Below are 23,974 nucleotides of genomic sequence, written 5' to 3'. Positions count from 1 at the left end.
CTTTAGAGAACTGCTTTCGGGTAGGAACCCAACACTTTAAGTGCTACCGCTTCCTGACTGATTTTCTCCAGCACCGCTTTTATCAGCGGGTCGCGGTGGTGGCCGACGAAATCGATGAAGAACACGTAGGTCCACTTACCGCTGCGCGATGGGCGGGTTTCGATTCGCGTCAGGTCGATGCCATTGTCATGGAACGGCACCAGCAACTCGTGAAGCGCGCCAGGTTTGTTGCTCATCGAGACAATGATCGACGTTTTGTCGTCGCCGGTCGGTGGCACTTCCTGGCTGCCAATCATCAGGAATCGTGTGGAGTTGTCCGGGCGATCCTCGATTTTTTCGGCCAGGCGGGTCAAACCGTACAAGCCTGCCGCCATGTCGCCGGCAATCGCCGCCGAGTTCCACTCACCCTTGACCCGCTTGGCCGCTTCGGCGTTGCTCGATACCGCCACGCGCTCGACGTTCGGGTAGTGAGCATCCAGCCATTTGCGGCACTGCGCCAGGGACTGGGCATGGGAGTAAATGCGGCTGATGCTGTCGGTCTTGGTGTTTTCACCCACCAGCAAGTGGTGGTGAATACGCAGCTCGACTTCGCCACAGATAACCATGTCGTGTTCGAGGAAGCTGTCGAGGGTGTGGTTGACCGCGCCCTCGGTGGAGTTTTCCACAGGCACCACGCCAAAGTTCACCGCACCCGCGGCCACCTCACGGAACACTTCGTCGATCGCCGCCATTGGCTTGCTGATCACTGCGTGACCGAAGTGCTTCATGGCGGCCGCTTGAGTGAAGGTTCCTTCAGGGCCGAGATAGGCCACTTTCAGCGGCTGCTCGAGCGCCAGGCAGGACGACATGATTTCACGGAACAACCGCGCCATCTCTTCGTTGCCCAACGGCCCCTGGTTACGTTCCATTACGCGCTTGAGCACCTGGGCTTCACGCTCAGGACGATAGAACACCGGCACTTCGCCTTCGGCCAGCGAGGCCATCTTTACTCGCGCGACTTCCTGGGCGCAGCGCGCACGCTCACTGATCAGCTCCAGGACTTTTTCGTCCAGGGCATCAATGCGCAGGCGCAGTGCCTTGAGTTCTTGCTCAGACATTAGCCGTGTTCCTTCTCGAACTCTGCCATGTACGAAACCAGCGCATTGACTGCGTTGATGTCGACGGCGTTGTAGATAGAGGCACGCATGCCACCTACCGAACGGTGACCCTTGAGGTTCAGCAGACCGCGCGCTTCGGCACCGACCAGGAACGGCTTGTCGAGGCGATCGTCAGCCAGACGGAACGGCACGTTCATCCACGAGCGATCAGCCTTGTTGATCGGGTTGCTGTACAAGCCGCTAGCATCGATGAAGCTGTACAGCGTGCGCTGTTTGACTTCATTGAGCTTGCCAATGGCCTCAACACCACCCTGCTCTTTCAGCCATTCGAACACAAGACCGGACAAGTACCAGGCCAGTGTTGGCGGGGTGTTGTACATCGAGCCGTTGTCGGCTGCGACCTTGTAGTCGAGCATGGTCGGGCAGAACGAACGGGCACGACCCAGCAGGTCTTCACGCACGATGTTGACGACGATACCGCTCGGGCCGATGTTTTTCTGGGCGCCGGCGTAGATCATGCCGAAACGCGAGACATCCACAGGGCGCGAGAGAATGTCCGAAGACATGTCTGCAACCAGCGGAACATCACCGGTTTCCGGGATCCACTGGAATTCCAGACCACCGATGGTTTCGTTCGGCGCGTAGTGCACGTAGGCCGCGTCTTGCGACAGCGTCCATTCGTTCTGGCCGGGGATTGCGAAATAGTCGTAAGGCTTGGCGGTCGCGGCGACATTGACGTGGCCGTAGCGCTGCGCTTCTTCAATGGCTTTCTGCGACCAGATACCGGTGTCGATATAGTCGGCCTTGCCGTTTTCCGGCAACAGGTTCAGAGGAATCTGAGCAAATTGCTGGCTGGCGCCGCCTTGCAGAAACAGCACTTTATAGTTCGAGGGGATATTCAGCAGATCACGCAGATCCTGCTCGGCCTTGGTCGCAATGGACACGAACTCATCGCTGCGATGGCTCATTTCCATGACCGAGAGACCCTTGCCATGCCAGTCGAGCAATTCCGACTGGGCACGCAACAGGACAGCTTCAGGCAGCGCAGCAGGACCTGCGCAGAAGTTATAGGCTCGTTTGCTCACATCCACTCTCGCTATGCATTCACGGTAGCGGACAGAGCAAACACTCTGCCCTGCTACGATTTGGTTAGTCTTGCGGCTCTTCTTCGTCAGCTGCGTCAGCCTGCTGGCTTTCGACAGTGTCGTCCGGCTCGGTGCCGGCATCGAGCACGACGCCTTCCAGCTCAACGCCTTCTTCGCCTTCCAGCTCTTCGCCTTCGACTTCCGATGGCTCCTGAACCCGCTCCAGACCGACCAGTGTTTCATCGCTGGCCAGTTTGATCAGGGTCACGCCCTGGGTGTTACGACCCAGACTGGATACCTCGTCAACACGAGTACGTACCAGGGTGCCCTGGTCGGAAATCAGCATGATTTCCTCGCCATCGAGCACCTGGACTGCACCGACCAGACGGCCATTACGCTCGTTGCTGACCATGGCGATAACGCCCTGACCGCCACGCTTGTACTCAGGGAACTCGGTGATGGCGGTACGCTTGCCGAAACCACGCGCCGAAGCGGTGAGGATCTGGCTGCCTTCTTCCGGGATCAGCATGGAAATCAGCTTCTGGCCTTCCGGCAGACGCATGCCGCGGACACCGCGAGCGGTACGACCCATGGCGCGAACGTCGGACTCTTTGAAGCGGGTAACCTTGCCGCCGTCGGAGAACAGCATGACTTCACGCTCGCCATCGGTGATGGCAGCGCTGATCAGTACGTCGCCTTCGTCCAGCTCCAGCGCGATCAAGCCAACGCTGCGCTGACGGCTGAAGGATTCCAGCGGGGTCTTCTTCACGGTGCCGTTGGCGGTAGCCATGAAGATGTAGTGACCTTCGGTGTATTCCTCGACCGGCAGCATGGTGGTGATGTATTCACCATCGTCCAGCGGCAGCAGGTTGACCAGCGGACGACCGCGGGCAGCGCGGGATGCCTCAGGAATTTCGTAGGTCTTCAGCCAGTAAACCTTGCCCTTGCTGGAGAACAGCAGCAGCGTGGTGTGGCTGTTGGCGACCAGCAGGTGAGCGATGTAGTCCTCATCCTTGACGCCGGTAGCCGATTTGCCTTTACCGCCACGACGCTGGGCCTGGTACGCAGCCAAAGGCTGGGTCTTGGCATAGCCACCGTGGGAAATGGTCACGACGCGCTCTTCTTCCGGGATCATGTCACCCAGGGTCAGGTCCAGGCGCGCATCGAGAATTTCGGTGCGACGCACATCGCCGTACTCGGCACGAATCACTTCAAGCTCTTCGCGGATCACTTCCATCAGGCGCGTGGCGCTATTGAGGATGCGGATCAGCTCGCCGATCTGGTTGAGGATCTCTTGATACTCGGCCAGCAGTTTTTCGTGTTCCAGGCCGGTCAGACGGTGCAGACGCAGTTCCAGAATGGCTTGCGCCTGTTCCGGCGACAGGAAGTACTTGCCTTCGCGCAGACCGTATTGCGGGTCCAGGGTCTCTGGACGGCAAGAGTCAGCACCGGCACGCTCAACCATCGCAACCACCGCGGAGGATTCCCACGGCGTGCTGATCAGCGCTTCCTTGGCTTCCGACGGGGTTGGCGAAGCCTTGATCAGGGCGATGACCGGGTCGATGTTCGACAGCGCAACGGCCTGACCTTCGAGGATGTGACCACGCTCACGGGCTTTACGCAGTTCGAACACGGTACGACGGGTCACCACTTCGCGGCGGTGACGCACAAAGGCTTCCAGCAGGTCCTTGAGGTTCAGGATCCGCGGACGGCCGTCGATCAGCGCAACGATGTTGATACCGAACACTGCTTGCAGTTGGGTCTGGGCGTAGAGGTTGTTGAGGATCACCTCAGGCACTTCGCCGCGACGCAGCTCGATCACCACGCGCATACCGTCTTTGTCGGACTCGTCGCGCAGTTCGGTGATGCCTTCCAGCTTCTTCTCTTTGACCAGCTCGGCGATCTTCTCGATCAGACGCGCCTTGTTCAGCTGGTAAGGAAGCTCGGTAATGACGATCTGCTGACGGCCACCGACCTTGTCGATGTCTTCAATCATCGAACGGGCACGCATGTAAATGCGGCCACGACCGGTACGGTAGGCTTCGATGATGCCGGCGCGACCGTTGATGATCGCGGCGGTCGGGAAGTCCGGACCGGGGATGTATTGCATCAGCTCATCGATGGTCAACTCGGGGTTGTCGATGAGTGCCAGGCAACCGTCGATGACTTCACCGAGGTTGTGCGGCGGAATGTTGGTCGCCATGCCCACGGCGATACCGCTGGAGCCGTTGACCAGCAGGTTGGGAATACGGGTCGGCATGACCGCCGGGATCATTTCGGTGCCGTCGTAGTTCGGCACCCAGTCCACGGTTTCTTTATGCAGGTCAGCCAGCAGCTCGTGCGCCAGCTTGGTCATGCGCACTTCGGTGTATCGCATTGCCGCAGCGTTGTCGCCGTCGACCGAACCGAAGTTACCCTGACCGTCTACCAGCAGGTAACGCAGCGAGAATGGCTGCGCCATACGAACGATGGTGTCGTACACCGCGGTATCACCGTGCGGGTGATACTTACCGATCACGTCACCGACAACACGGGCAGATTTCTTGTACGGCTTGTTGAAGTCGTTACCCAGCTCGCTCATCGCGAACAGCACACGCCGATGCACGGGCTTCAAGCCATCGCGCGCATCAGGCAGTGCCCGCCCGACAATTACGCTCATCGCGTAGTCGAGGTAGGACTGTTTCAGCTCGTCTTCGATATTGACCGGGAGGATTTCTTTGGCCAGTTCGCCCATGAGAAGCCTGATTCCTTTTTCTGGTGAAACTTCGTCACATCCATATGGGACGAACGAAGCTCGCCGCTGCAGGCTGAGTGCCAGCACCGACTTACGACAAATCAACGAGTTATGCCATGGATCTGCGCAGTAAAGGCAGCCACATCGGGCTACCTTGGAAACCGCCGGATGTTATCACAAGAGCCGCCACGCACCTATCCCCCAGACGCGCATGGAGCATAGTTAGTTGACCGGTGACAGGCGCAAAGGCGACGAGAGAGGCTTAGAGCCGTGACAACCCTCGATTCACAAGCAAAATATGGGTGCCAGGAGCGGCAGACCGAGTCATCGTTCATCGCGGGCAAGCCTTGCTCCTGCAGATTCACGAAAACTGTAGGAGCAAGGCTTGCCCGCGATGGCAATATTTCAGGCGCCCTGGATCGTCAATGCAAGCGCTTGCGGCACATCAGTTGCGCCATCTTCGCGGTATCCGGGCGCTCGACGATGCCTTTTTCGGTAACGATGACGTCGATCAGGTCAGCCGGCGTGACATCGAACACCGGATTGAATGCATCGACATCAGCCCCCACCCGCTTGCCACCGATGTCCAGCAACTCGCTGCCATCACGCTCTTCGATCGGGATGTCGTCGCCACTGGCCAGGTTCATGTCGATGGTCGAACTCGGCGCCACCACCATGAAACGCACGCCGTGGTGCATGGCATTGACCGCCAACTGGTAAGTGCCGATCTTGTTCGCCACGTCACCGTTGGCGGTAATTCGGTCAGCGCCGACGATCACCCAGGTCACGCCCTTGGTTTTCATGATGTGCGCAGCGGCCGAGTCGGCGTTCAAGGTGACCGGAATGCCTTCGTTGGCCAGTTCCCAGGCGGTCAAGCGCGAGCCTTGCAGCCAAGGCCGGGTTTCGTCGGCGTAAACCCGCTCGATCATGCCCTCCAGGAACGCGCCACGAATCACCCCGAGCGCAGTGCCGAAACCGCCAGTCGCCAACGCCCCCGTATTACAGTGGGTCAAAACAGCCTGGGCATTGCCCTGATGCTTGCGGATCAGGTCGACACCCAATTGCGCCATGGTCAGGTTGGCTTCGCGATCACTTTCATGGATTGCCAAGGCCTCTGCCTCAAGCACTTCCAATGGATTGGGGTGATCCTTGAGCCGCTCCAGGCGTTCGCGCATGCGACCCAGCGCCCAGAACAGGTTGACGGCGGTCGGCCGTGAATCCGCGAGTAGGGCAAAATCCTCTTCCAGCGCGGCCTGCCAGTCGCCACCCGCAGCAAACCGCGCGCGCGCCGCCAGCACCACGCCGTAGGCGGCGCTGATACCAATTGCCGGAGCACCACGCACCACCATCGAGCGAATTGCCTCAGCCACACCCGCCGCGCTGGTATAGGCAATCCAGGTTTCCTCGAATGGCAGAATGCGCTGATCCAGCAGGTACAGGGCGCCGTCCCGCCAATCGATGGCCTTCACCTTCTCCGCAGCCAACAGTCGATCGCGCATCCCTCACCCCGCACTCATGAACAAAAGCCGCCGATTATAGCGATCCCCCCGCGAAGACGCTCGGGTATACTTCGCCATCCTTTATAAAAGCACTGGACCGAACCCTCGATGCCGAATCCTGCCGCTGCGCTCGACTTACTCTTGCTGCCAACCTGGTTAGTACCTGTCGAACCTGCTGGCGTAGTCCTCAAGGAGCACGGCCTGGGCATCCGCGACGGGCGTATTGCGTTTATCGGTCCGCGCAGCGAAGCCTTGAAGTTCAAGGCCAGCGAGGTCCGTGAACTGCCGGGCATGCTGCTCAGCCCGGGCCTGATCAACGCCCACGGACATGCGGCGATGACATTGTTCCGTGGCCTGGCCGATGATTTGCCGCTGATGACCTGGCTTGAGCAGCACATCTGGCCAGCCGAGACCAAATGGGTCGATGAGGCCTTCGTCCGCGACGGCACCGACCTGGCCATTGCCGAGCAGATCAAGGGCGGCATCACCTGCTTCTCAGACATGTATTTTTTCCCGAAAGTTGCCAGCGAACGCGTGCACAACAGCGGTATTCGCGCACAAATCGCCATCCCGATCCTCGATTTCCCGATTCCCGGCGCCTGCGATGCGGATGAGGCTATCCGTCAGGGCGTCGAGCTGTTCGGCGACCTCAAGCATCACCCGCGCATCAAAATCACCTTCGGCCCTCATGCACCCTACACCGTCGGTGACGAAAACCTCGAAAAAATCCGGGTAATCGCCGAGGAGCTGGACGCAGCGATTCACATGCACGTCCACGAAACAGCCTTCGAAGTCCAGCAATCGGTCGAGCAGCGCGGCGAGCGGCCATTGGCCCGCCTCGCTCGCCTGGGCTTGCTCGGACCGCGCTTCCAGGCCGTTCACATGACGCAAATCAGCGATGAAGACCTGGCGTTACTGGTAGAAAGTAACACCAGTGTGATTCATTGCCCGGAATCGAACCTGAAACTGGCCAGCGGCTTTTGCCCAGTGGAGCGCTTGTGGCAGGCTGGAGTCAATGTGGCGGTCGGCACCGATGGCGCGGCCAGCAACAATGACCTCGACCTGCTGGGCGAAACCCGCACCGCCGCCCTGCTGGCCAAAGCCGTTGCCGGCTCGGCCTCCGCCCTGGACGCTCATCGCGCCTTGCGCATGGCGACCCTCAACGGGGCTCGTGCGCTGGGGCTGGAAGCCGAGGTGGGCTCGCTGGAAGTCGGCAAGGCCGCGGACATGGTGGCCTTCGACCTGTCTGGCCTGGCCCAGCAACCGGTTTATGAGCCGGTGTCGCAGCTTATCTACGCCACCGGCCGGGACTGTGTGAAACACCTTTGGGTCGCCGGCAAGCAATTGCTCGACGACCGGCGCCTGACGCGCCTCGATGAACAACAGCTATGCGCCACGGCCACCGCCTGGGGCCAGCGCATCAGCGGACACGCCGAATAGAACGACCCCTTGAATCGAACTTCAAGGCTGACAGCAGAATTTTTTAGATTTAGAGGATTACCCATGAGCAACGTCGACCACGCTGAAATCGCCAAATTCGAAGCCCTGGCTCATCGCTGGTGGGACCGCGAAAGCGAGTTCAAGCCGCTGCACGACATCAACCCGCTGCGGGTCAACTGGATTGACGAGCGCGTCAAACTGGCCGGCAAGAAGGTCCTGGATGTCGGTTGCGGCGGCGGCATCCTCAGCGAATCCATGGCACAACGCGGCGCCACCGTGATGGGCATCGACATGGGCGAAGCGCCGTTGGCGGTCGCGCAATTGCATCAACTGGAATCCGGTGTCAGCGTCGAGTACCGGCAGATCACCGCCGAAGCCCTGGCGGAAGAAATGCCCGAGCAATTCGACGTCGTCACCTGCCTGGAAATGCTCGAGCACGTGCCCGATCCATCGTCGGTCATTCGTGCCTGCTTCCGCATGGTAAAACCGGGTGGCCAGGTGTTCTTCTCGACCATCAACCGTAATCCGAAGGCTTACCTGTTCGCTATCGTCGGCGCCGAATACATCATGAAACTGCTGCCGCGCGGCACGCATGATTTCAAGAAATTCATCCGCCCTTCCGAACTCGGTGCCTGGAGCCGCCAGGCCGGCCTGAGCGTCAAGGACATCATCGGTCTGACGTACAACCCGCTGACCAAGCACTACAAGCTGGCCGCCGACGTTGACGTCAACTACATGATCCAGACGCTGCGCGAGGAGTAAGCCGATGGCAATCAGAGCAGTTCTTTTTGACATGGACGGCACCCTGCTCGACACCGCGCCGGACTTCATTGCCATCTGCCAAAGCATGCTGGCTGATCGCGGGTTGGCGCCGATCCCGGACAAACACATCCGCGACGAGATCTCTGGCGGGGCCAAAGCCATGGTGGCGGTAACCTTCTCGATGGACCCGGAATCACCGGGTTTCGAGGCATTGCGACTGGAGTTCCTGGAGCGTTATCTCAAGGGTTGCGCGGTTCACAGCAAACTCTTCGATGGCATGGCTGAACTGTTGGCCGACATCGAGAAATCCAATCTGATCTGGGGCGTGGTGACTAACAAACCGCTGCGCTTCGCTGAGCTGATCATGCAACAACTGGGACTGGCCGAACGCTCGGCGCTGCTGATTTGCCCAGACCACGTGACCAACAGCAAGCCGCACCCGGAGCCGTTGATCCTCGCCTGCAAAATGCTCGACCTGGACCCGGCCAGCGTGCTGTTCGTGGGCGATGACCTGCGCGATATCGAGTCGGGCCGCGATGCCGGCACCCGGACCGCCGCGGTGACCTTTGGCTACATTCACCCTGATGACAATCCACGAAACTGGGGGGCCGACGTGGTGGTGGACCACCCTTCGGAGTTGCGCAAGGTGCTCGATAGCGCGTTGTGCAGCTGCTGATCTAACTGGCTGCCGGAGGCATTTGTGGCGAGGGGGCTTGCCCCCGTTCGGCTGCGAAGCAGTCGTAAATCAGCCAGTTCGGTGAAGCTGACAAACCGAGCTTGGGGTCGCTTCGCAACCCAGCGGGGGCAAGCCCCCTCGCCACAGTCTGTTTTCTGCTTTGTAGAGGATTTTTATGTTTGATTATTCCGCCCGCCCTGAACTGCTCAAAGATCGGGTCATCCTGGTCACTGGCGCCGGTCGTGGCATCGGTGCTGCCGCGGCAAAAACCTATGCCGCTCACGGCGCTACCGTACTGCTGCTGGGCAAGACCGAGGCCAATCTGACCCAGGTTTACGACGAAATCGAAGCAGCCGGTTATCCACAGCCTGCAGTGATTCCGTTCAACCTGGAAACCGCCCTGCCGCATCAATACGACGAACTGGCGGCCATGATCGAAACCGAATTCGGTCACCTCGATGGCTTGCTGCACAACGCCTCGATCATTGGCCCGCGCACGCCACTGGAGCAACTCTCCGGCGAAAACTTTATGCGTGTGATGCACGTCAACGTCAATGCCATGTTCATGCTGACCAGCACCCTGCTGCCACTGCTCAAGCTGTCTCGAGACGCCTCGGTAATCTTCACCTCCAGCAGCGTCGGCCGCAAAGGTCGTGCGTACTGGGGCGCTTATGGCGTGTCGAAGTTCGCCACCGAAGGCCTGATGCAAACCCTGGCCGACGAAGTCGACAGCGTCGCGCCGGTTCGCTCCAACAGCATCAACCCAGGCGCTACCCGCACCAGCATGCGCGCTCAAGCGTACCCGGGAGAAAATCCAGCCAATAACCCGACGCCTGAAGAAATCATGCCGGTCTACCTGTACCTGATGGGGCCGGACAGCACTGGCATCAACGGTCAGGCGTTCGACGCTCAGTAAGGCCCTCGCTGCACCCCACTGCCGCGACGGCATACTGTCGCGGCACGTGCCTCCCCCCCCTTCAAGCGCCTGTTTGAAGTCAATCAAATGCCGCCGAATCAGCCACCAGTCACCGACACACAAGCCAACAAGCTGATTTAAAACGAATTTTATTCGTCTGAACCGAATGGCATGACTTTCGCTCTAATCCTGTTGAAACACGCAGCGTGTTAGCGATCGGGCAGCGCCATGTCGAGCTTACTTTTGCTCGACAAAGCAGACTAAAATCTAGCCACATGTCCTACGGGACTGATGGACCAGTATGACGCGCAGCCCAAAGCCGCTCTCACCCAGCCTGTAAGACAGCATTCCTGCTTAGGGGCTCACGCCATATGAAATCTCCAACCCAGACCAACGCAATTGACTTCGATAGCGCCAAAATGCAGCGGCTGGGCTTTGGCCAGTTGCCCCCCCTTTTGGAGCGTCCTGCCAGCCTCGGTCAATTGCGCCAGCAGCTGGGCCTGCAACTGCAAACCAGCCTTGAGCCGCAGCGCATTCTGGGACTGTTTTTCCGCGAAATTCAGCGCCTTGTGCCACTGGACGCCTTGAACTATCAACACAAAACCAGCGATCTGCGCCTGGAGTTCGGTCAGCGCGGACATCACTCGGTGAGCTATAGCCTGAGCCACGAAGGCACACACCTGGGCGATCTGGTGTTCCGTCGCAATCAGCGCTTCAGCGAAAAGGATCAGGGTAACCTCGAATCCCTGCTATCCACCTTGCTCTTCCCGATGCGCAATGCCCTGCTCTATCGAGCGGCCACTCAAAGTGCACTGCGCGACCCGCTGACCGGCACCGGCAATCGCATTGCCATGGATCAGACCCTGCAACGGGAGATCGACATGGCCCGGCGACACATGCAGCCGCTGTCGCTGTTGATGCTCGATATCGATCACTTCAAACAGATCAATGACAACTACGGTCACAGCGCCGGCGATGACGTGTTGAAGGCTGTCGCAACCTCGATCAAAGACCAGTTGCGCAACGTAGACATGGTCTTTCGCTTCGGTGGAGAAGAGTTTCTGATTCTGCTGTCCAACACCAGCCGCGAAGCCGCTGCAATGGTAGGCGAACGCCTGCGCTATGCCGCACAAGCCGGGGAGTATTCGGCCGATGGGACGCTGATCGGCTTAACGGTCAGCCTCGGATGCTCGACGCTGCTGCCGGGCGAGTCCGCAGACAGCTTGTTGCGACGCGCCGACAGTGCGTTGTATGTGGCCAAGCGCGAAGGGCGTAACCGGTTGACGATGGCGGGTTGAAGCTTGAACTCAAGCGCTCCGGAAAAGATCGCAGCCTGCGGCAGCTCCTACAGACTGCGGTCTGTCATGACACCCCGCCGAATGTAGGAACTGCCACCTGGCTGTGATTGTTTAGCTTTCGACCAGCGCCATCCGCTCCCGGGCTACCGGAACCCTTTCGGAGTGTTCCAGTTGCATGCAGCGTTCCAGGAACAGATACATGTAGTCGTAGCTCTTGCAGATCGCCTGACGCAGTTCAGCTTGCAGGGATCTGGTGGGGTTCAGGCCTGCCAGCGTGCAGATGATTTCCAGGGCTTCCCATGGATGGGCATCATCGTATTGAGCATGCATTTTCAGCCACTTCATCGCGCGCTTGCGGTCGTCCTCAGGGAACGCTGCCGCATAGACCCCGCTGGAACACACCAGCGCCGACCACTCCCCGGTCGCCCCTTCAATGGCATAGTTGGTCGCTGCAATGGCAACAATCAGCGAATCCGCCGAGCTGGTATGCCAGCACCAATGACTCAATGCATGAAGTTCAGGTGCAACCTGCTGTGCCTGCAAATCTTCCAGGCTGACGCCATGCGCGCGACTCCAGTGCACCCAATAGTCGGCATGATTGAGCTCAACCCGAATGTTGCGCATCAGCCAGCGACGCGCCATGTCCTCGCCGGGATGGCGGGCAAAACGGGTCTTCGCCAGGTTTTGCGCCATGTACAACGCGAACTGCTCAACGACCGGCCAGCCACCAATCAGGTACTGACGCATGGTCCTTGCACTGAGTTTGTTGTCACGCATCCGCTGATACAGTTCATGTTCGACAACCCGACGCTTGCTCTCGCTGCAATCCCGGATCAGTTGCTGAGCCCAGGCGGGGTAACTTGCGGCTTCCATAAGCGGGCCGGATCTGTTGAATGTATCGATCACTGTCGCACTCCTTTTGATTGTGATGGTACGGATCAGCAAGAGATTTCAACGGAACGTGCCAGGCGCCCTGAATAACAGAGGCTGCGGTCTGGCGGGCCGACATTGCAGGCTGTCACAGGTAAACAATTGCGGGCGTTCAATGATATACCCTTGAGCATAATCCACCCCGATCTCCAGCAATGCCTGCTCGATCTGGGGTGTTTCAACAAACTCGGCAATGGTGCGCTTACCCATGACATGACCGATGTGATTGATCACCTCGACCATTGCACGGTTAATCGGGTCGTCCAGCATATCCTTTACGAAACTCCCGTCGATCTTCAAGAAGTCTACAGGTAAATGTTTTAGATAGGCGAATGAGGACATACCGGCACAAAAGTCATCCAGCGAAAAATGACATCCCAACCCTTTGAGCTCATTGATAAATCTGATTGCGCTGCCCAAATTGGAAATCGCGCTGGTTTCAGTGATTTCAAAACAAATCATTTCAGGCGGGATGGCATAGGCAGTGAATTTTTCACGCAGGAAGTGCAGAAAAGCCTCATCACCGATGGTAGTGCCTGACAGATTGATCGCACACATGGCCAACGGCCCTTTGCGCTCTTGTGCGATGCCCTGCGCAATGATCCTGAAAACATTCTCGACCACCCAACGATCCAGGGACGTCATCAGTCCATAACGCTCGGCGGCAGGAATGAAGCTGTCCGGCAGAATCATCCGCCCGGCTTCGTCGTGCAGACGCAGCAGGATTTCGATATGCCCACCGCCCCGCTCTATATGCCCCAGCGCAGCGATTTCCTGGGAGTACAGACAGAAGCGGTTCTCTTCCAGCGCCATGTGCAGGCGCTGTACCCAGGCCATCTCGCCAAAGCGCAGGGACAACTCGGAGTCGTCAGCATGATAGACCTGCACCCGATTGCGGCCCTTCTCCTTGGCCATGTAGCAGGCCATGTCGGCAGCACGCAATGAAGCCTCTAGGGTGGCCGGAGCTTGAATGATGTGCACCAGACCGATGCTGATGGTGGTCACGAATGGCCGGCCTTTCCAGACAAAGTGCAGGTTTTGTACCGTCTGGCGCAGGCCCTCGGCGATTTTTTCCGAGGCTTGCGGCGAGCAGTTTTCCAGCAGAATGCCGAACTCGTCACCGCCCAATCGGGCCAGGGTGTCACCTTCGCGCAAACCCGATTGCAACAGTGCGCAGATATGCCGCAGCAGCTCATCACCCGCAGCATGTCCGCAAGTGTCGTTGACCAGTTTGAATTGATCCAGATCGAGGAACATCAAGGCATGTCGGGCGGGCTGGCGCGTCAGGCTGTGCAACGCCTGCTCCAGGCGATATTCGAATTCGCGGCGGTTGACCAGCCCGGTCAGCGCGTCGTGGGTGGCCTGCCAGGAAAGATTGGCGATGTACTGCCGCTCCTGGGTCATGTCATGCAGCACCAGTACCGTGCCACTGACTTTACCGGCATTGCGAATCGGCGACCCCACCAGCGTGACCGAAACCGTGCTGCCATCAAGCCTCTGAATCAGTTTGGAATGTTCACTGCCGCCGCTGAGCTGACCGCTGAGAATATGCTCGATCAGCGTGAAGCCATCCGCCTGGGCATTTTCATCCAGCAGATTGAACAAGGCTGCCAGCGGTAGCCCGATTGCCTGCTCAGCCTTCCAGTGGGTCAACTCCTCGGCTGCCGGGTTCATGTAAGCAATGGCGCCTTCAACGTCGGTAGTGATCACCCCATCGCCAATGGACTGCAAGGTGATTTGCGCGCGCTCCTTTTCCAGCTGCAAGGCATTGGCAAACGCGTGGCGCTGAGCCAGTAGCTTATGGGTGCGCAAGAGCGCCAGGGCAATCAACCCCAACGCCGTGGTCAGGTTAGTGAACAGCAACAACCGCAGAATCAGCCGCGAACCCTCGCCCAATGCGTCACTGAATGCTTTGGCAGCGGGTGTCACCGCTTCGTTGATGGCAAATATCCGGGCTTTCCAGCGCTGAATGTCGGCGTCGCTCGCCTGGTTGCCGACAATGCGCTGATGCATTTCAAGGGCGACGTTATCGAGCTGCACCAGGTAGGCATCGCCCACGGTCCAGCGATCGATAGCGGTTTCCAGGTAACTGAAGTGCCGGAAGTTCAGGTATAGCCAAATCAGGCTTGAAACGTCATCGGGATGGTTACCGCCCTTGAGGATACCCCGCCTGGCGGCCTCAAGATCAGGCGGTTGAAGATCCAGCGCGACCCGCAGTTCATGCCCGCCCTGGGGGACTGAAATAGCCTTCTGATACTTTAGGAAAATCGACTCGTCGCGACTGTCAGCGTAGAGATTGAGGTAATAGATAGCGTCTTTCTGACCCTTGGACCACAGGCTTTCTCCGGCAACATAGCCGCGAACCGCCGACAAAACGTACAGGCTGACGCCGCCCAACAGGGCCTGAAATAATACGACGGCGATAAATGGCCAGACGATGCCCAACAACCGTGGCGTTCCGAGAGTCCGCTTTTGCTTCATGAGATTCCTTGCGCCGCACTGCCCGGTTGTCGTCCGGACCAGATCGCTACAGCTAGACTAGGGTGCGTTCCCGGTTCCGGCAAGCAGAGGATCGGCCTCAATGCCGCCCACGTACGACCCACATATGTATATACCGCCGATACCGGTTTCGAGATCTGTTTACTGGGCACTTCGGGCTCCCCCTATCCATTGGGGGAACCCTTTCAAAGGAGTGCAACATGACACAGACGTCTTTACCTTCACCTGATCAACGCCCCCCGTCACCGGCGGACGAAGAGTTTCGCGCCAGACAGGCTCTGGAACTCGACGACGGCCCGGATATCGAAGACTTGGGCCTGCGCCCCACTGCCCAGGATCGAAGAGGGTTCAAGGCTATCCAACGCGCGGCCCCGGACCTCGCGCAACACATGACCATCGACACTTTCACGGCAAAACGCATCGATGCTCAAATCACCGACATCGTGAAGGCGTTCCTGAACGGCAAGAATTCCTTAATCGGTTATCTCGGCGCCTCTGTACTGGCTTCCGCCTCCATGGATCAACTGCGTGCGACGCCATCTGTATTCCTCCAGCGAATGTTGAACACGGTCGAAGCGCAAGACCTGGGCGACAGGCTGCTCAAGGCACTCAAGTGGTATGGCGCACGCCCTGGCGAACAGACTTCGGCATCCGTACGCCATCAACTGGTTTGCAAAGCCATATGCCTTTACCTGCACGCTCCGTCAGCCGATGAGAAGGAACTCGCCGGATTCCGCTGGCATGATCCGGCTCACTGGGGCAAAAGCTACCAGACCCTGCGCAGCGATTTTGAACAGCACTTGCTGCGCACCAAACGGGTCACTGATGCAAAAGAGGCGGCCCTTCTCGCGCGGGTGTTCGAGACCCGCCTCTCAAAGGACTTCGCTGTACGCGATATCCCGTCTGACCTTCCTTACAAGAGTTCGGTGGTGTGGGTGAACTTCATGCACGGCGTGCTGCTGGCAGATGAACTCGGCCTTGATCGATTGCAAGCGCTGTCCTTTCAACAACTCGTCGACTTGCCCCTGGCCCGGAGCGCCGACGCTTCGCCCGAACAACTTGAGCAGATTACTCGACTGAGGATGGGGCCAGCACTGGAATGGGCGGTCTGCTGCGGCATCGTTCAATCGCGAACAAAATCCGATTACGACGAGGACGATATGAGGCGGGCGATGGCGGCTCTGGAAAGCCACAGCGAGAGCCTGAACAACGCCGTTATGACACTGGATTTGCCGCCCCCTGAAAGACTCAAGATGGCCAAACGGGTAAAGGATGATCTGTTTGGCGAGGCAATGTTCGAATCGGACGGGTGCAAGTTGCTGCGCGATGATCCACCGAGCGGCGGCCCCAGAGACACGCCCTCATTGAAGCTGCCAGGCTATGCATTCCTGGATGTCTATGCCGACGGCCAATTCGATGACAAGAGAAAATGGTTTGTTACCCGGTCCGACGGGAAAACACGAACCAGTCACTGGATCAAGATCGACGACAAGCGAACCCTGCGTCATGAGGAATTCTTTCGCAAGGATCATAAGGGGATCGAAACGCGTGTGATTACCAGATATGGAGGCGAGACGTTGCCTGATATCAACACGCAGTTTGAAACAGACTTCACAAACTACCTCTCGAAAATCAGGACGGCCTATCAAACCCTAATTACCAGTCTGCTGACCTCACTGCCACTGACCGACCGCCAGGCCCTTGAACGGGGTGACGTCCGCTTGCTGAGCCTGCACCTGGACGAAAAACTCATCAAGGTAAGGGGGGACATCCGGCCAAGAAAAGGTTTCGTTCTACAGGTGACCCACAATCATGAAATTACCTATTACGAACTGATCCCGAGTGCTGGCGTCATTCGTTGTCGACCCCACCTGCGAGTTTCAACAGTCAACGGGGTTCGCACCACGTTTCCGTTGCACGCCTCGATCCCCGGACAAACATATACTGCTGAAATCAGCACTACGCTGCTTGTCGATTGGGCCGCTCACTTAGATGGCACACAGCCTGCTGACAGAGCGTACTGCATGGCGATCCTCGGCGTGGTAGGCGACCTGCCCACAGTCGTATCGCCAATCGCAGCCGATAGCGATAGCGAAGTAACAGCGCTGGCATCCTCCCGTTTGAATGCAATGGCCCACTACATTGCAACGAATTTTCTGTACGTCGACGAACAGCAGTTGCATACCCGGGCTCGCGGCGCGACGGCATTCGACACCGTCAGGACCAGAAGCGAACAAAGGATCAGTACGACCCTGGAAATAGCCAAAGGGTTTGTGCCCTTCTGGGGCAATATCGAGGACATTTTGTCGGGCAAAACTGACCAGATACTCATAGGCATAGCCGGACTCGTGCTGGACCTGGCCTCATTCATCAGTCCAGTCGGGAAATTCATGTCGGGTTCGGTGCGGTTGATCAGGGCCGGGGCCACAGCCTCGCGTATGACCGTCAAAGCAAGTCTGCCTTCCTTTTCAACGTTGACCCGAAAACTCCTGACCGCCTCGCTGAGCAACCTCAATCCGCTGGACGGGGTACCGACACTACTCAAGTCGATGGGAAGCGGTGCGTGGAAAGGACTGCACACGGCGGGACGCCTTGGTGTTAGCGGGTTCAAGAAACTGACAGGACACGCCGACAGCTACCGACTGGTGCACAACCTGCCCCAGACAACCGATCCGGGGCGCTGGAAGCCGCTGGCAAACAGCGATCGACTGGCAACGGTCAATGGCGTCGATGACGTACTCGTGCGCAATACCAGCCCATCGGACCTGACCCGATTCCACCCCGTCGACCCGGTGACGTCCTTGCCCTATGGCCCCCGCCTGCACAATCACAGCGACAACCTCATACAAGGCCGATCAACCTTCAAAACGTTATCTCCTACCGAATCCCACGCCCTGGTAGAACTCCCGAAAGACGCCCATGTCCGTGAAGTACTTGAGGTCGATGGTCGAACCACACTGTTCGTTGATGACATTGCCTATCGTCTGGACGGCAACCAACTGCGCCGTGCCGACTTGATTGATGATCAGGCAATGTTCAGATCCTTGCCTTGCCGGGTACGACGTAGCCCGGGTGCCAAGGTATGCACGAGCACATTCGTCACCCGTGATCCGGCACCGACGCCGGCCATTGGCAGTTTCGACGAAAGCAAAGGCTGGGCGCCGTGGTTCGGAGACACTCTCTATACGCCGGCCATTGCGGATCGGGCGATGTTGCTTAAAACCCTGAAGAAAAAAAATCGGCTCCCGGCTACGGTAGAGTTCCAAAAAGGGATGTATGGAAGGATCAAGGTGAGTCTTCCCTACGGGACCAAGGATCAATTTGATACCTTCGAGGCCGGTGCCATCATCATCCCGGCGATAGATGATTCGAAGCGCTATGTGTTCACCCGGATGGAGAGTGGAACATTTTACGTCGCCGAACTGGCACAAGGTCAAAGCATAAGAGACCCGCTGAATTTCAAGAAAACTTCCACATTGCCGGAAGATCTCAAAGCAGAATTGCTGACTGTCTACACCGGATCGTTGAATGCCAACAATATGGCAAGGATTCACGGTACGGAAGCGGTGGAACGTGCGTTGAGAACAATGGACGAAATTGCCATTCCGATTGGTGGCCACCTGAACCCGCCCGATACGCTCAAGCTGCTCAGGGTCGATACCAGTCCAGGCGAAGCGGTGCTGTTCGATCACTCGACCCGAATGATTGTCACCAAACTGGAGGCTGGGGCGACAAGCTGGTCGCGCAGCAAGGACGCACCAGAAGCCTTCCGTCAAAGAACAGTGGAAATTTTCGATGCATTGTTCCGTGAGTCGAGCATCGTACTGAAAAATCCCGACAGCGCACTGAGGATCGACCGCACGATGGATAAGCTTCAAAACCTTATCCCTCGTCACGAGCGCCCGTTCAAAGCTAGAAACATCGCCTATGCCGAAGTAGTCACCGCCACGGGGAGGAGGGAGGTTTATGTCAGTGTTTCGGGAGCGCAGGGGGCGACCGGACATCTGCCTTTGTTCAGACATAATCTTGGTGCAGATCAGGTCAGGGTTGGTGAAACGACCTACTTCAATGTTGATATGAACGAAGTTTTTCCCAGCACATCACTCCATGTGTCTGATGAAGGCAAATTACTCGCTGTGCCAGCGACAATAAAGGATATTGAAAGCTATCGCCCGGCACTAACTCTCAAGCCCACGTCGCTGGACAGCGAAAGCAAGTTGATCAGCGTGATTCGCGAGAAATACCCGGATCCCGGATCGATCGAAACGGTTAACGTCGCCACCACCATGCCACCCTGCGAATCCTGTTCGATTGTTATCAAGGAATTCGGTTTCGACGGCGGTGAAAATGCGCTGAACGTCTTGTGGCACTGATCTAATGTTGCTGCAAATGCCCATACAACTTGGCATACAGGCCACCATCAGCAATCAGTTGCTGGTGGTCGCCATCCTCGGCAATTTGCCCGCCATCGAACACCAGCACACGGTCCGCCTGTTTTACCGCCGACAACCGGTGAGCAATGATCAGTGTCGTGCGACCGCTGAGAAACCGCGCGAGCGCCTGATGGAGGTTGTATTCGGTGGCGGCGTCCAGCGCCGAAGTCGCCTCATCGAGGACCACGACCTTGGGTTCGGCCAGCACCATGCGCGCAATCGCCAGGCGCTGACGCTGCCCGCCGGACAAGCGCACACCGGAACGGCCAACGACGCTATCCAGACCTTGCGGCAACGCCTTGACCGTTGCCTCGAGCTGGGCGATTTCCAGTGCCTGCCAACAGGCTTCGTCACTGCGTTCGCGGCCCATGGCCAGGTTGGCCCGTATGGTGTCGTTGAACAGTGCCGGATGCTGCAACACCACGGCAACATTCTCGCGCACGGTTTCCAGGCCGATGTCCTGTTGAGTGACGCCCCCAAAACGGATACTGCCCGACTGCGGCGTATAGAGCCCCAGCAGCAACTGCACCAGCGTGCTTTTACCGCCACCACTGGCGCCCACGATGGCGACTTTTTCGCCGGGTGCGATGGACAGGTTCATCTGATCCAGCACCAGCTCACCGCCATAGCCGAAACTCAAGCCTTGCACCTCGATACCCACCGTCTCGCGCCCTTTGAACGGATCGACGCCACCTGGGTACTGCGGCTCATCGGCACGTGATAACAGCTCATTGATTCGCGTCAGTGCACCACCGGCCGCGTAATAGGCGTATTGCAGATTCAGCAGCTGCTCGACCGGCCCGATCATGAACCAGAGGTAGCTGAACACCGCCAGCATCTGACCGATGGACAGGTCAGAAAACAAAACGGTGAGCATCGCGGCGGCGCGGAAGATATCGATGCCGAACTGGAACAGCAAACCGCTGGCACGGCTCGATGCGTCGCTTTTCCACTGTGAGTTGACGGCATAGTTGCGCACTTCCTGCGCCCGCAAGCCGAGCCGTCCAAGGAAAAACCCCTGACGATTGCCAGCGCGGATTTCCTGTATCGCATCCAGGGTTTCAGTCAGCGCCTGGGTGAACCTTGAGGTGCTGTCGTTCTCGAGTTTCTTCAGGTGTTTGACCCGCTTACCCAACTGCACGGTGGCGTAGATCACCAGCGGGTTGAACAGCAGGATCAGCAGCGCCAGCTTCCAGTGCATCCACACCAGAATCCCCGCCGTGCCGACCAGTGTGAGCATCGCCACCAGAAAGCGGCTGAGGGTTTCGCCGACGAATTTGTCGACCGTATCCAGGTCCGTGACCAGGTGCGTGGTCACCGTGCCGCTGCCCAGGCTTTCGTATTCGCCAAGGGAAATACGCTTGAGCCGCTCGATCAGCCGTACACGGATACGATAAACGATGTCCTTGGCCAGACTTGCAAACAGACGCGCCTGCAAGACGTTGAACATCAATGCGCCGCAACGCAGGGTCAACGTCACCAGCAACATCAAACCGATGTAACCGGCAGCACGTTGCCAGCCAGCGGGCAGCGCGTGGTTCATCACTTTCAGTGCGGCGTCGCCATGCCCCAGCAGCACTTCATCCACCAGCAATGGCAGCAGCAAAGGGATCGGCACACTGCACAGGGTCGCCAATACGGCGACGCCGTTGGCGATCCACAAGGATTTTTTATGCTGAAGTGCCAGTCGACGGATTTCCGCCCAACTCAGCCGATCGACCCGCTTGGGTTGCGGTGCATCATCGGGTTGCTCATACACAGGCAGCGCGCTCCAGCCAACGGCCGAGCAACGGTGCCAGTTCGCTGAGCGGTTGATAACCATTGGTCAACAGCGCCAATTGACCGTTGCGCTCGGCGAGCAAGGTCGGGAAGCCGGCGATGCCCAGATCCTGAACCCAGGTGAAGTCGGCCGCCGTCGCCGCGTGCTGATCGGCACGGTCGAACACTGCCGCGAACTCGATACGCGGCAAGCCGGCTTGTTCGGCCAGTTCCACCAACACGCTGGCGCGGGTGACGTCACGACCCTCGGCATAAAAAGCCTGCTGGATGAGTTTGAGCAGTTTCCAGGCGCAATCCGGTGCCAGACTGCGCGCCGTCACCAGCGCACGGCAGGCCGGCTCGGTGTCGTAGACAAAACCGTCGGGTAGCGCGCCTTCGAACTTGAACGGCTGGCCGGTGGCTTCGGTGACCGCCTGCCAGTGTTCGAGAATGTAGCGCCGAGTGGTGGGTTCCAGCGCCGCACCACTGCCTGTGCGCAAACCGCCGACCACCAGATGCACTTCAACGCCCGCGGCCTGCGCCTGCTCGACCAGGGCCTCGGCTACCGGAGCGAAGCCCCAGCACCAGGAACACATCGGATCCATTACATAGAGCAGGCGCGCGGACATGGTTCAGGCCTCGGTGTTGGATTGCTTGTAGTTGTAACCAATCGGGTGCGGCTGATTACGGGCCTTGGCCAGTTCGATCTGTTTCTGCCGGTCGATCGCACTGCGGCGGGTCTTCTCACTCAGCTTATCCCAGCAATGCGGGCAACTGATGCCAGCGACATAGTGCTCGGATGCACGGTCTTCAACGCTCACTGGCGTACGACAGGCATGACATTGATCGTAGTCGCCTTCGCTCAAGTCGTGGCGAACGGTGACGCGGTTATCGAACACGAAGCAGTCGCCCTGCCATTTGGTTTCTTCCTGCGGCACCTCTTCGAGGTACTTCAGGATCCCTCCCTTGAGGTGGAAGACTTCATCGAAGCCCTGGCTGAGCATGTAGCTCGAAGCCTTTTCACAACGAATGCCGCCGGTGCAGAACATCGCGACTTTCTTGTGTTTGGCCGGGTCGAAGTTGGCTTTGATGTAGTCGGGGAATTCGCGAAAACTGGTGGTTTTCGGGTCGATCGCACCTTCGAACGTGCCGATCGAGACTTCATAGTCGTTGCGGGTATCGATCAGCAGCACTTCAGGGTCGCTGATCAACGCGTTCCAGTTCTGCGGATCAACGTAGGTGCCGACCTTCTTGTTCGGGTCAACGCCTTCAACACCCAGGGTGACTATCTCTTTCTTGAGTTTGACCTTGGTGCGGTAGAACGGCTGCTCATCGCAGTACGACTCTTTGTGGTCGATGTCGTCCATGCGCGGATCGTTCTTGAGCCAGGCCATCAGCCCGTCGATGCCTTCGCGGCTACCGGAAACCGTGCCGTTAATGCCTTCTTCGGCAATCAGCAAGGTGCCTTTGATGCCGTTGTCGACCATTGCCTGCAACAGTGGCTCGCGCAAGGCGACGTAATCTTCAAGAGTGACGAACTTATACAGTGCCGCCACGACAATCTGTTGTGTCATGGGTGATTCTCCAGGTGGCTACCCGCGTAAGGGGTGAACCGGATACGAAAAAAAACGCGCCGGCTAAGCGGCGCGTTGCGGATTCTAACAAAAACAAAGAGATTAATGGACTGCCAGATATCTCTGTGGCGAGGGGGCTTGCCCCCGCTCGGCCGCGAAGCGGTCGTAATCCGGCAATCGCGTTCCATCTGAATACTCGCGGCGGCTGATATTAGGGTCGCTTCGCCCGAGCGCGGACCGACCCGCGGGAGCAAGCTCCCTCGCCACAACAGCCCTCACAATCAGTGCTTGCTACCGCCAGCACAGGTCGGCGAGGCAGGTGCCGCGCCGGTCTTTGCCCATTCCTCAGGCGTATAGGTATGCAGCGCCAACGCATGGAATTCGCCCATCAGGTCACCCAGCGTGGCGTAGACCTTCTGGTGACGCTTGACGCTGTTGAGCCCGGCAAATTGCTCGCTGACCACCACGGCCTTGAAGTGGGTTTGCAGCCCGCGGCTGTGCATATGACTTTCGTCCAGCACCTCCAGATGTGCAGGTTGCAACGCGTTCAGTGCCGATTCAATACGTTGTTGCATGGTCATTGCGGGGCTCCGCTCAAGGCTTTTTCTTGGCGGGAGCAGCGGCGTCTTTCGGCGTCAGCTCGGCAGTCATGTCAGCCAGCAGCTTGTTGACCACAGGCACCGCGCTTTCCAGCTTGGCTTGAGTCATCTGGGCCGATTGCTGAGTCAGCTGAGGCATTTTTTCCAGGACTTTCTTGCCCAGTGGCGACTGGTAGAACGCGACCAGGTCCTTGAGCTCGGATTCGCTGAAGTTGGTGGTGTAGAGCTTGACCATGTCCGGCTTCAGTTTGTTCCAGCCAATGGCTTGGTCCAGAGCGGCGTTGGCCTTGGCCTGGTAGGTTTCCAGCAAGGCTTTTTTCGATTCCGGCGCTTTGGTTTGTTCAAAGCGCTGGGCGAACATTTGCTGCACTTGCATGTACACCGGTGTGCCCAGTTTGTCAGCATGCGCCAGGGTCAGGAAAGCTTCGGCACTGGCGTTGTGGCTGGCGGTATCGGCGAAAACCTGGCCGCTGGCACAGACCAGAGCAACCGCGGTACAGATGGCACGAAGACGAGTCATCGAGTTTCCTATTCTAGCAGGCGAGGTAAAACCCCAAGGGTGGCCATTCTGCGCCTAAAAAACTCATGCGCTCAACCCCTCCCCCTTGCCAGGCCTGATTTTCAGGACCGAACGGTTAAAAAAACGACTGATGGAACCCCAAGCGTCATTCACG

General features: G+C 58.3%; 17 protein-coding genes. 6 read left to right on the top strand and 11 right to left on the bottom strand.

Annotation, left to right across the window (positions count from 1 at the left end; genetic code table 11):
- Window positions 1–2 precede the first annotated feature (2 nt).
- From pheA to mtnA, 4 genes are all read right to left on the bottom strand, one after another.
- On the bottom strand, window positions 3–1,097 hold the full coding sequence (gene pheA, locus KRR23_RS11965) for a prephenate dehydratase (protein WP_216742656.1): 1,095 nt from the start codon (window positions 1,095–1,097) through the stop codon (window positions 3–5).
- Window positions 1,097–2,182, bottom strand: a complete 1,086-nt coding sequence (serC, locus tag KRR23_RS11960) for a 3-phosphoserine/phosphohydroxythreonine transaminase (RefSeq protein WP_216742655.1) — start codon at window positions 2,180–2,182, stop codon at window positions 1,097–1,099. The genes pheA and serC overlap by 1 nt, the downstream gene beginning before the upstream one ends.
- Before the next feature lie 64 nt (window positions 2,183–2,246).
- On the bottom strand, window positions 2,247–4,916 hold the full coding sequence (gene gyrA / locus KRR23_RS11955) for a DNA gyrase subunit A (RefSeq protein ID WP_216742654.1): 2,670 nt from the start codon (window positions 4,914–4,916) through the stop codon (window positions 2,247–2,249).
- A 422-nt stretch (window positions 4,917–5,338) separates the two neighbouring features.
- Window positions 5,339–6,415: an S-methyl-5-thioribose-1-phosphate isomerase gene (mtnA, locus tag KRR23_RS11950; protein WP_216742653.1), complete on the bottom strand. Its 1,077-nt coding sequence runs from the start codon at window positions 6,413–6,415 to the stop codon at window positions 5,339–5,341.
- Between the two features lie 108 nt (window positions 6,416–6,523).
- Between mtnA and KRR23_RS11945 the strand changes: the two genes are divergently transcribed.
- The 5 genes from KRR23_RS11945 to KRR23_RS11925 all read left to right on the top strand — a co-directional run bounded on the left by KRR23_RS11945 (window position 6,524) and on the right by KRR23_RS11925 (window position 11,507).
- Window positions 6,524–7,855 carry a TRZ/ATZ family hydrolase gene (locus KRR23_RS11945; RefSeq protein ID WP_216742652.1) on the top strand — a complete coding sequence of 444 codons (1,332 nt, stop codon included), beginning with the start codon at window positions 6,524–6,526 and terminating at the stop codon, window positions 7,853–7,855.
- 63 nt (window positions 7,856–7,918) lie between these two features.
- On the top strand, window positions 7,919–8,617 hold the full coding sequence (gene ubiG, locus KRR23_RS11940) for a bifunctional 2-polyprenyl-6-hydroxyphenol methylase/3-demethylubiquinol 3-O-methyltransferase UbiG (RefSeq protein WP_019692990.1): 699 nt from the start codon (window positions 7,919–7,921) through the stop codon (window positions 8,615–8,617).
- A 4-nt stretch (window positions 8,618–8,621) separates the two neighbouring features.
- Window positions 8,622–9,293, top strand: coding sequence for an N-acetylmuramic acid 6-phosphate phosphatase MupP (mupP, locus tag KRR23_RS11935; protein WP_054593468.1), 672 nt, complete (start codon window positions 8,622–8,624; stop codon window positions 9,291–9,293).
- A gap of 175 nt (window positions 9,294–9,468) precedes the next feature.
- Window positions 9,469–10,209 carry a YciK family oxidoreductase gene (locus KRR23_RS11930; protein WP_216742651.1) on the top strand — a complete coding sequence of 247 codons (741 nt, stop codon included), beginning with the start codon at window positions 9,469–9,471 and terminating at the stop codon, window positions 10,207–10,209.
- A 371-nt stretch (window positions 10,210–10,580) separates the two neighbouring features.
- Entirely contained in the window at window positions 10,581–11,507 is a 927-nt protein-coding gene (locus KRR23_RS11925; protein ID WP_216742650.1) for a GGDEF domain-containing protein, read from the top strand.
- Window positions 11,508–11,618: 111 nt separating this feature from the next.
- Here the strand turns inward: KRR23_RS11925 and KRR23_RS11920 are convergent, their stop codons facing one another.
- Both KRR23_RS11920 and KRR23_RS11915 read right to left on the bottom strand, forming a co-directional pair.
- Entirely contained in the window at window positions 11,619–12,413 is a 795-nt protein-coding gene (locus tag KRR23_RS11920; RefSeq protein WP_216742649.1) for an iron-containing redox enzyme family protein, read from the bottom strand.
- A gap of 45 nt (window positions 12,414–12,458) precedes the next feature.
- Window positions 12,459–14,918 (bottom strand): EAL domain-containing protein, encoded by a 2,460-nt coding sequence (locus KRR23_RS11915; RefSeq protein WP_216742648.1) that lies wholly within the window; start codon window positions 14,916–14,918, stop codon window positions 12,459–12,461.
- A gap of 218 nt (window positions 14,919–15,136) precedes the next feature.
- On the opposite strand from KRR23_RS11915, the gene KRR23_RS11910 reads away from it, so the two are divergent.
- A complete protein-coding gene (locus tag KRR23_RS11910) occupies window positions 15,137–19,309 on the top strand; it encodes a hypothetical protein (RefSeq protein WP_216742647.1) in 4,173 nt (1,390 codons plus the stop codon).
- 1 nt (window position 19,310) lies between these two features.
- Here the strand turns inward: KRR23_RS11910 and KRR23_RS11905 are convergent, their stop codons facing one another.
- From KRR23_RS11905 to KRR23_RS11885, 5 genes are all read right to left on the bottom strand, one after another.
- A complete protein-coding gene (locus KRR23_RS11905) occupies window positions 19,311–21,128 on the bottom strand; it encodes an ABC transporter ATP-binding protein (protein WP_216742646.1) in 1,818 nt (605 codons plus the stop codon).
- Window positions 21,121–21,723, bottom strand: a complete 603-nt coding sequence (locus KRR23_RS11900) for a DsbA family protein (RefSeq protein WP_216742702.1) — start codon at window positions 21,721–21,723, stop codon at window positions 21,121–21,123. The genes KRR23_RS11905 and KRR23_RS11900 overlap by 8 nt, the downstream gene beginning before the upstream one ends.
- Before the next feature lie 36 nt (window positions 21,724–21,759).
- Window positions 21,760–22,701, bottom strand: a complete 942-nt coding sequence (locus tag KRR23_RS11895) for a rhodanese-related sulfurtransferase (RefSeq protein ID WP_054593475.1) — start codon at window positions 22,699–22,701, stop codon at window positions 21,760–21,762.
- Between the two features lie 281 nt (window positions 22,702–22,982).
- On the bottom strand, window positions 22,983–23,282 hold the full coding sequence (locus KRR23_RS11890) for a BolA family transcriptional regulator (RefSeq protein ID WP_103315821.1): 300 nt from the start codon (window positions 23,280–23,282) through the stop codon (window positions 22,983–22,985).
- A gap of 13 nt (window positions 23,283–23,295) precedes the next feature.
- The gene (locus tag KRR23_RS11885; RefSeq protein WP_054593477.1) at window positions 23,296–23,820 is read right to left on the bottom strand and encodes a DUF2059 domain-containing protein; all 525 of its coding nucleotides are present in this window, start codon (window positions 23,818–23,820) and stop codon (window positions 23,296–23,298) included.
- Window positions 23,821–23,974: the final 154 nt, after the last annotated feature.

The sequence above is a fragment of the Pseudomonas sp. CVAP#3 genome, from assembly GCF_018986375.1.
In the GTDB taxonomy this organism is placed as follows: Bacteria; Pseudomonadota; Gammaproteobacteria; order Pseudomonadales; family Pseudomonadaceae; genus Aquipseudomonas; species Aquipseudomonas helvetica.
Note: the sequence above shows the minus strand (reverse complement) of the source record. Positions and strands in the feature narration are given on the sequence as shown.

Coding starts and splice junctions, on each gene's coding strand:
- KRR23_RS11930 (WP_216742651.1), top strand. CDS start 9,469: ATGTTTGATTATTCCGCCCGCCCTGAACTGCTCAAAGATCGGGTCATC.
- KRR23_RS11915 (WP_216742648.1), bottom strand. CDS start 14,918: ATGAAGCAAAAGCGGACTCTCGGAACGCCACGGTTGTTGGGCATCGTC.
- KRR23_RS11900 (WP_216742702.1), bottom strand. CDS start 21,723: ATGTGTTCCTGGTGCTGGGGCTTCGCTCCGGTAGCCGAGGCCCTGGTC.
- KRR23_RS11895 (WP_054593475.1), bottom strand. CDS start 22,701: ATGACACAACAGATTGTCGTGGCGGCACTGTATAAGTTCGTCACTCTT.
- KRR23_RS11885 (WP_054593477.1), bottom strand. CDS start 23,820: ATGACTCGTCTTCGTGCCATCTGTACCGCGGTTGCTCTGGTCTGTGCC.
- mupP (WP_054593468.1), top strand. CDS start 8,622: ATGGCAATCAGAGCAGTTCTTTTTGACATGGACGGCACCCTGCTCGAC.
- KRR23_RS11910 (WP_216742647.1), top strand. CDS start 15,137: ATGACACAGACGTCTTTACCTTCACCTGATCAACGCCCCCCGTCACCG.
- KRR23_RS11890 (WP_103315821.1), bottom strand. CDS start 23,282: ATGACCATGCAACAACGTATTGAATCGGCACTGAACGCGTTGCAACCT.
- mtnA (WP_216742653.1), bottom strand. CDS start 6,415: ATGCGCGATCGACTGTTGGCTGCGGAGAAGGTGAAGGCCATCGATTGG.
- gyrA (WP_216742654.1), bottom strand. CDS start 4,916: ATGGGCGAACTGGCCAAAGAAATCCTCCCGGTCAATATCGAAGACGAG.
- pheA (WP_216742656.1), bottom strand. CDS start 1,097: ATGTCTGAGCAAGAACTCAAGGCACTGCGCCTGCGCATTGATGCCCTG.
- ubiG (WP_019692990.1), top strand. CDS start 7,919: ATGAGCAACGTCGACCACGCTGAAATCGCCAAATTCGAAGCCCTGGCT.
- KRR23_RS11925 (WP_216742650.1), top strand. CDS start 10,581: ATGAAATCTCCAACCCAGACCAACGCAATTGACTTCGATAGCGCCAAA.
- KRR23_RS11945 (WP_216742652.1), top strand. CDS start 6,524: ATGCCGAATCCTGCCGCTGCGCTCGACTTACTCTTGCTGCCAACCTGG.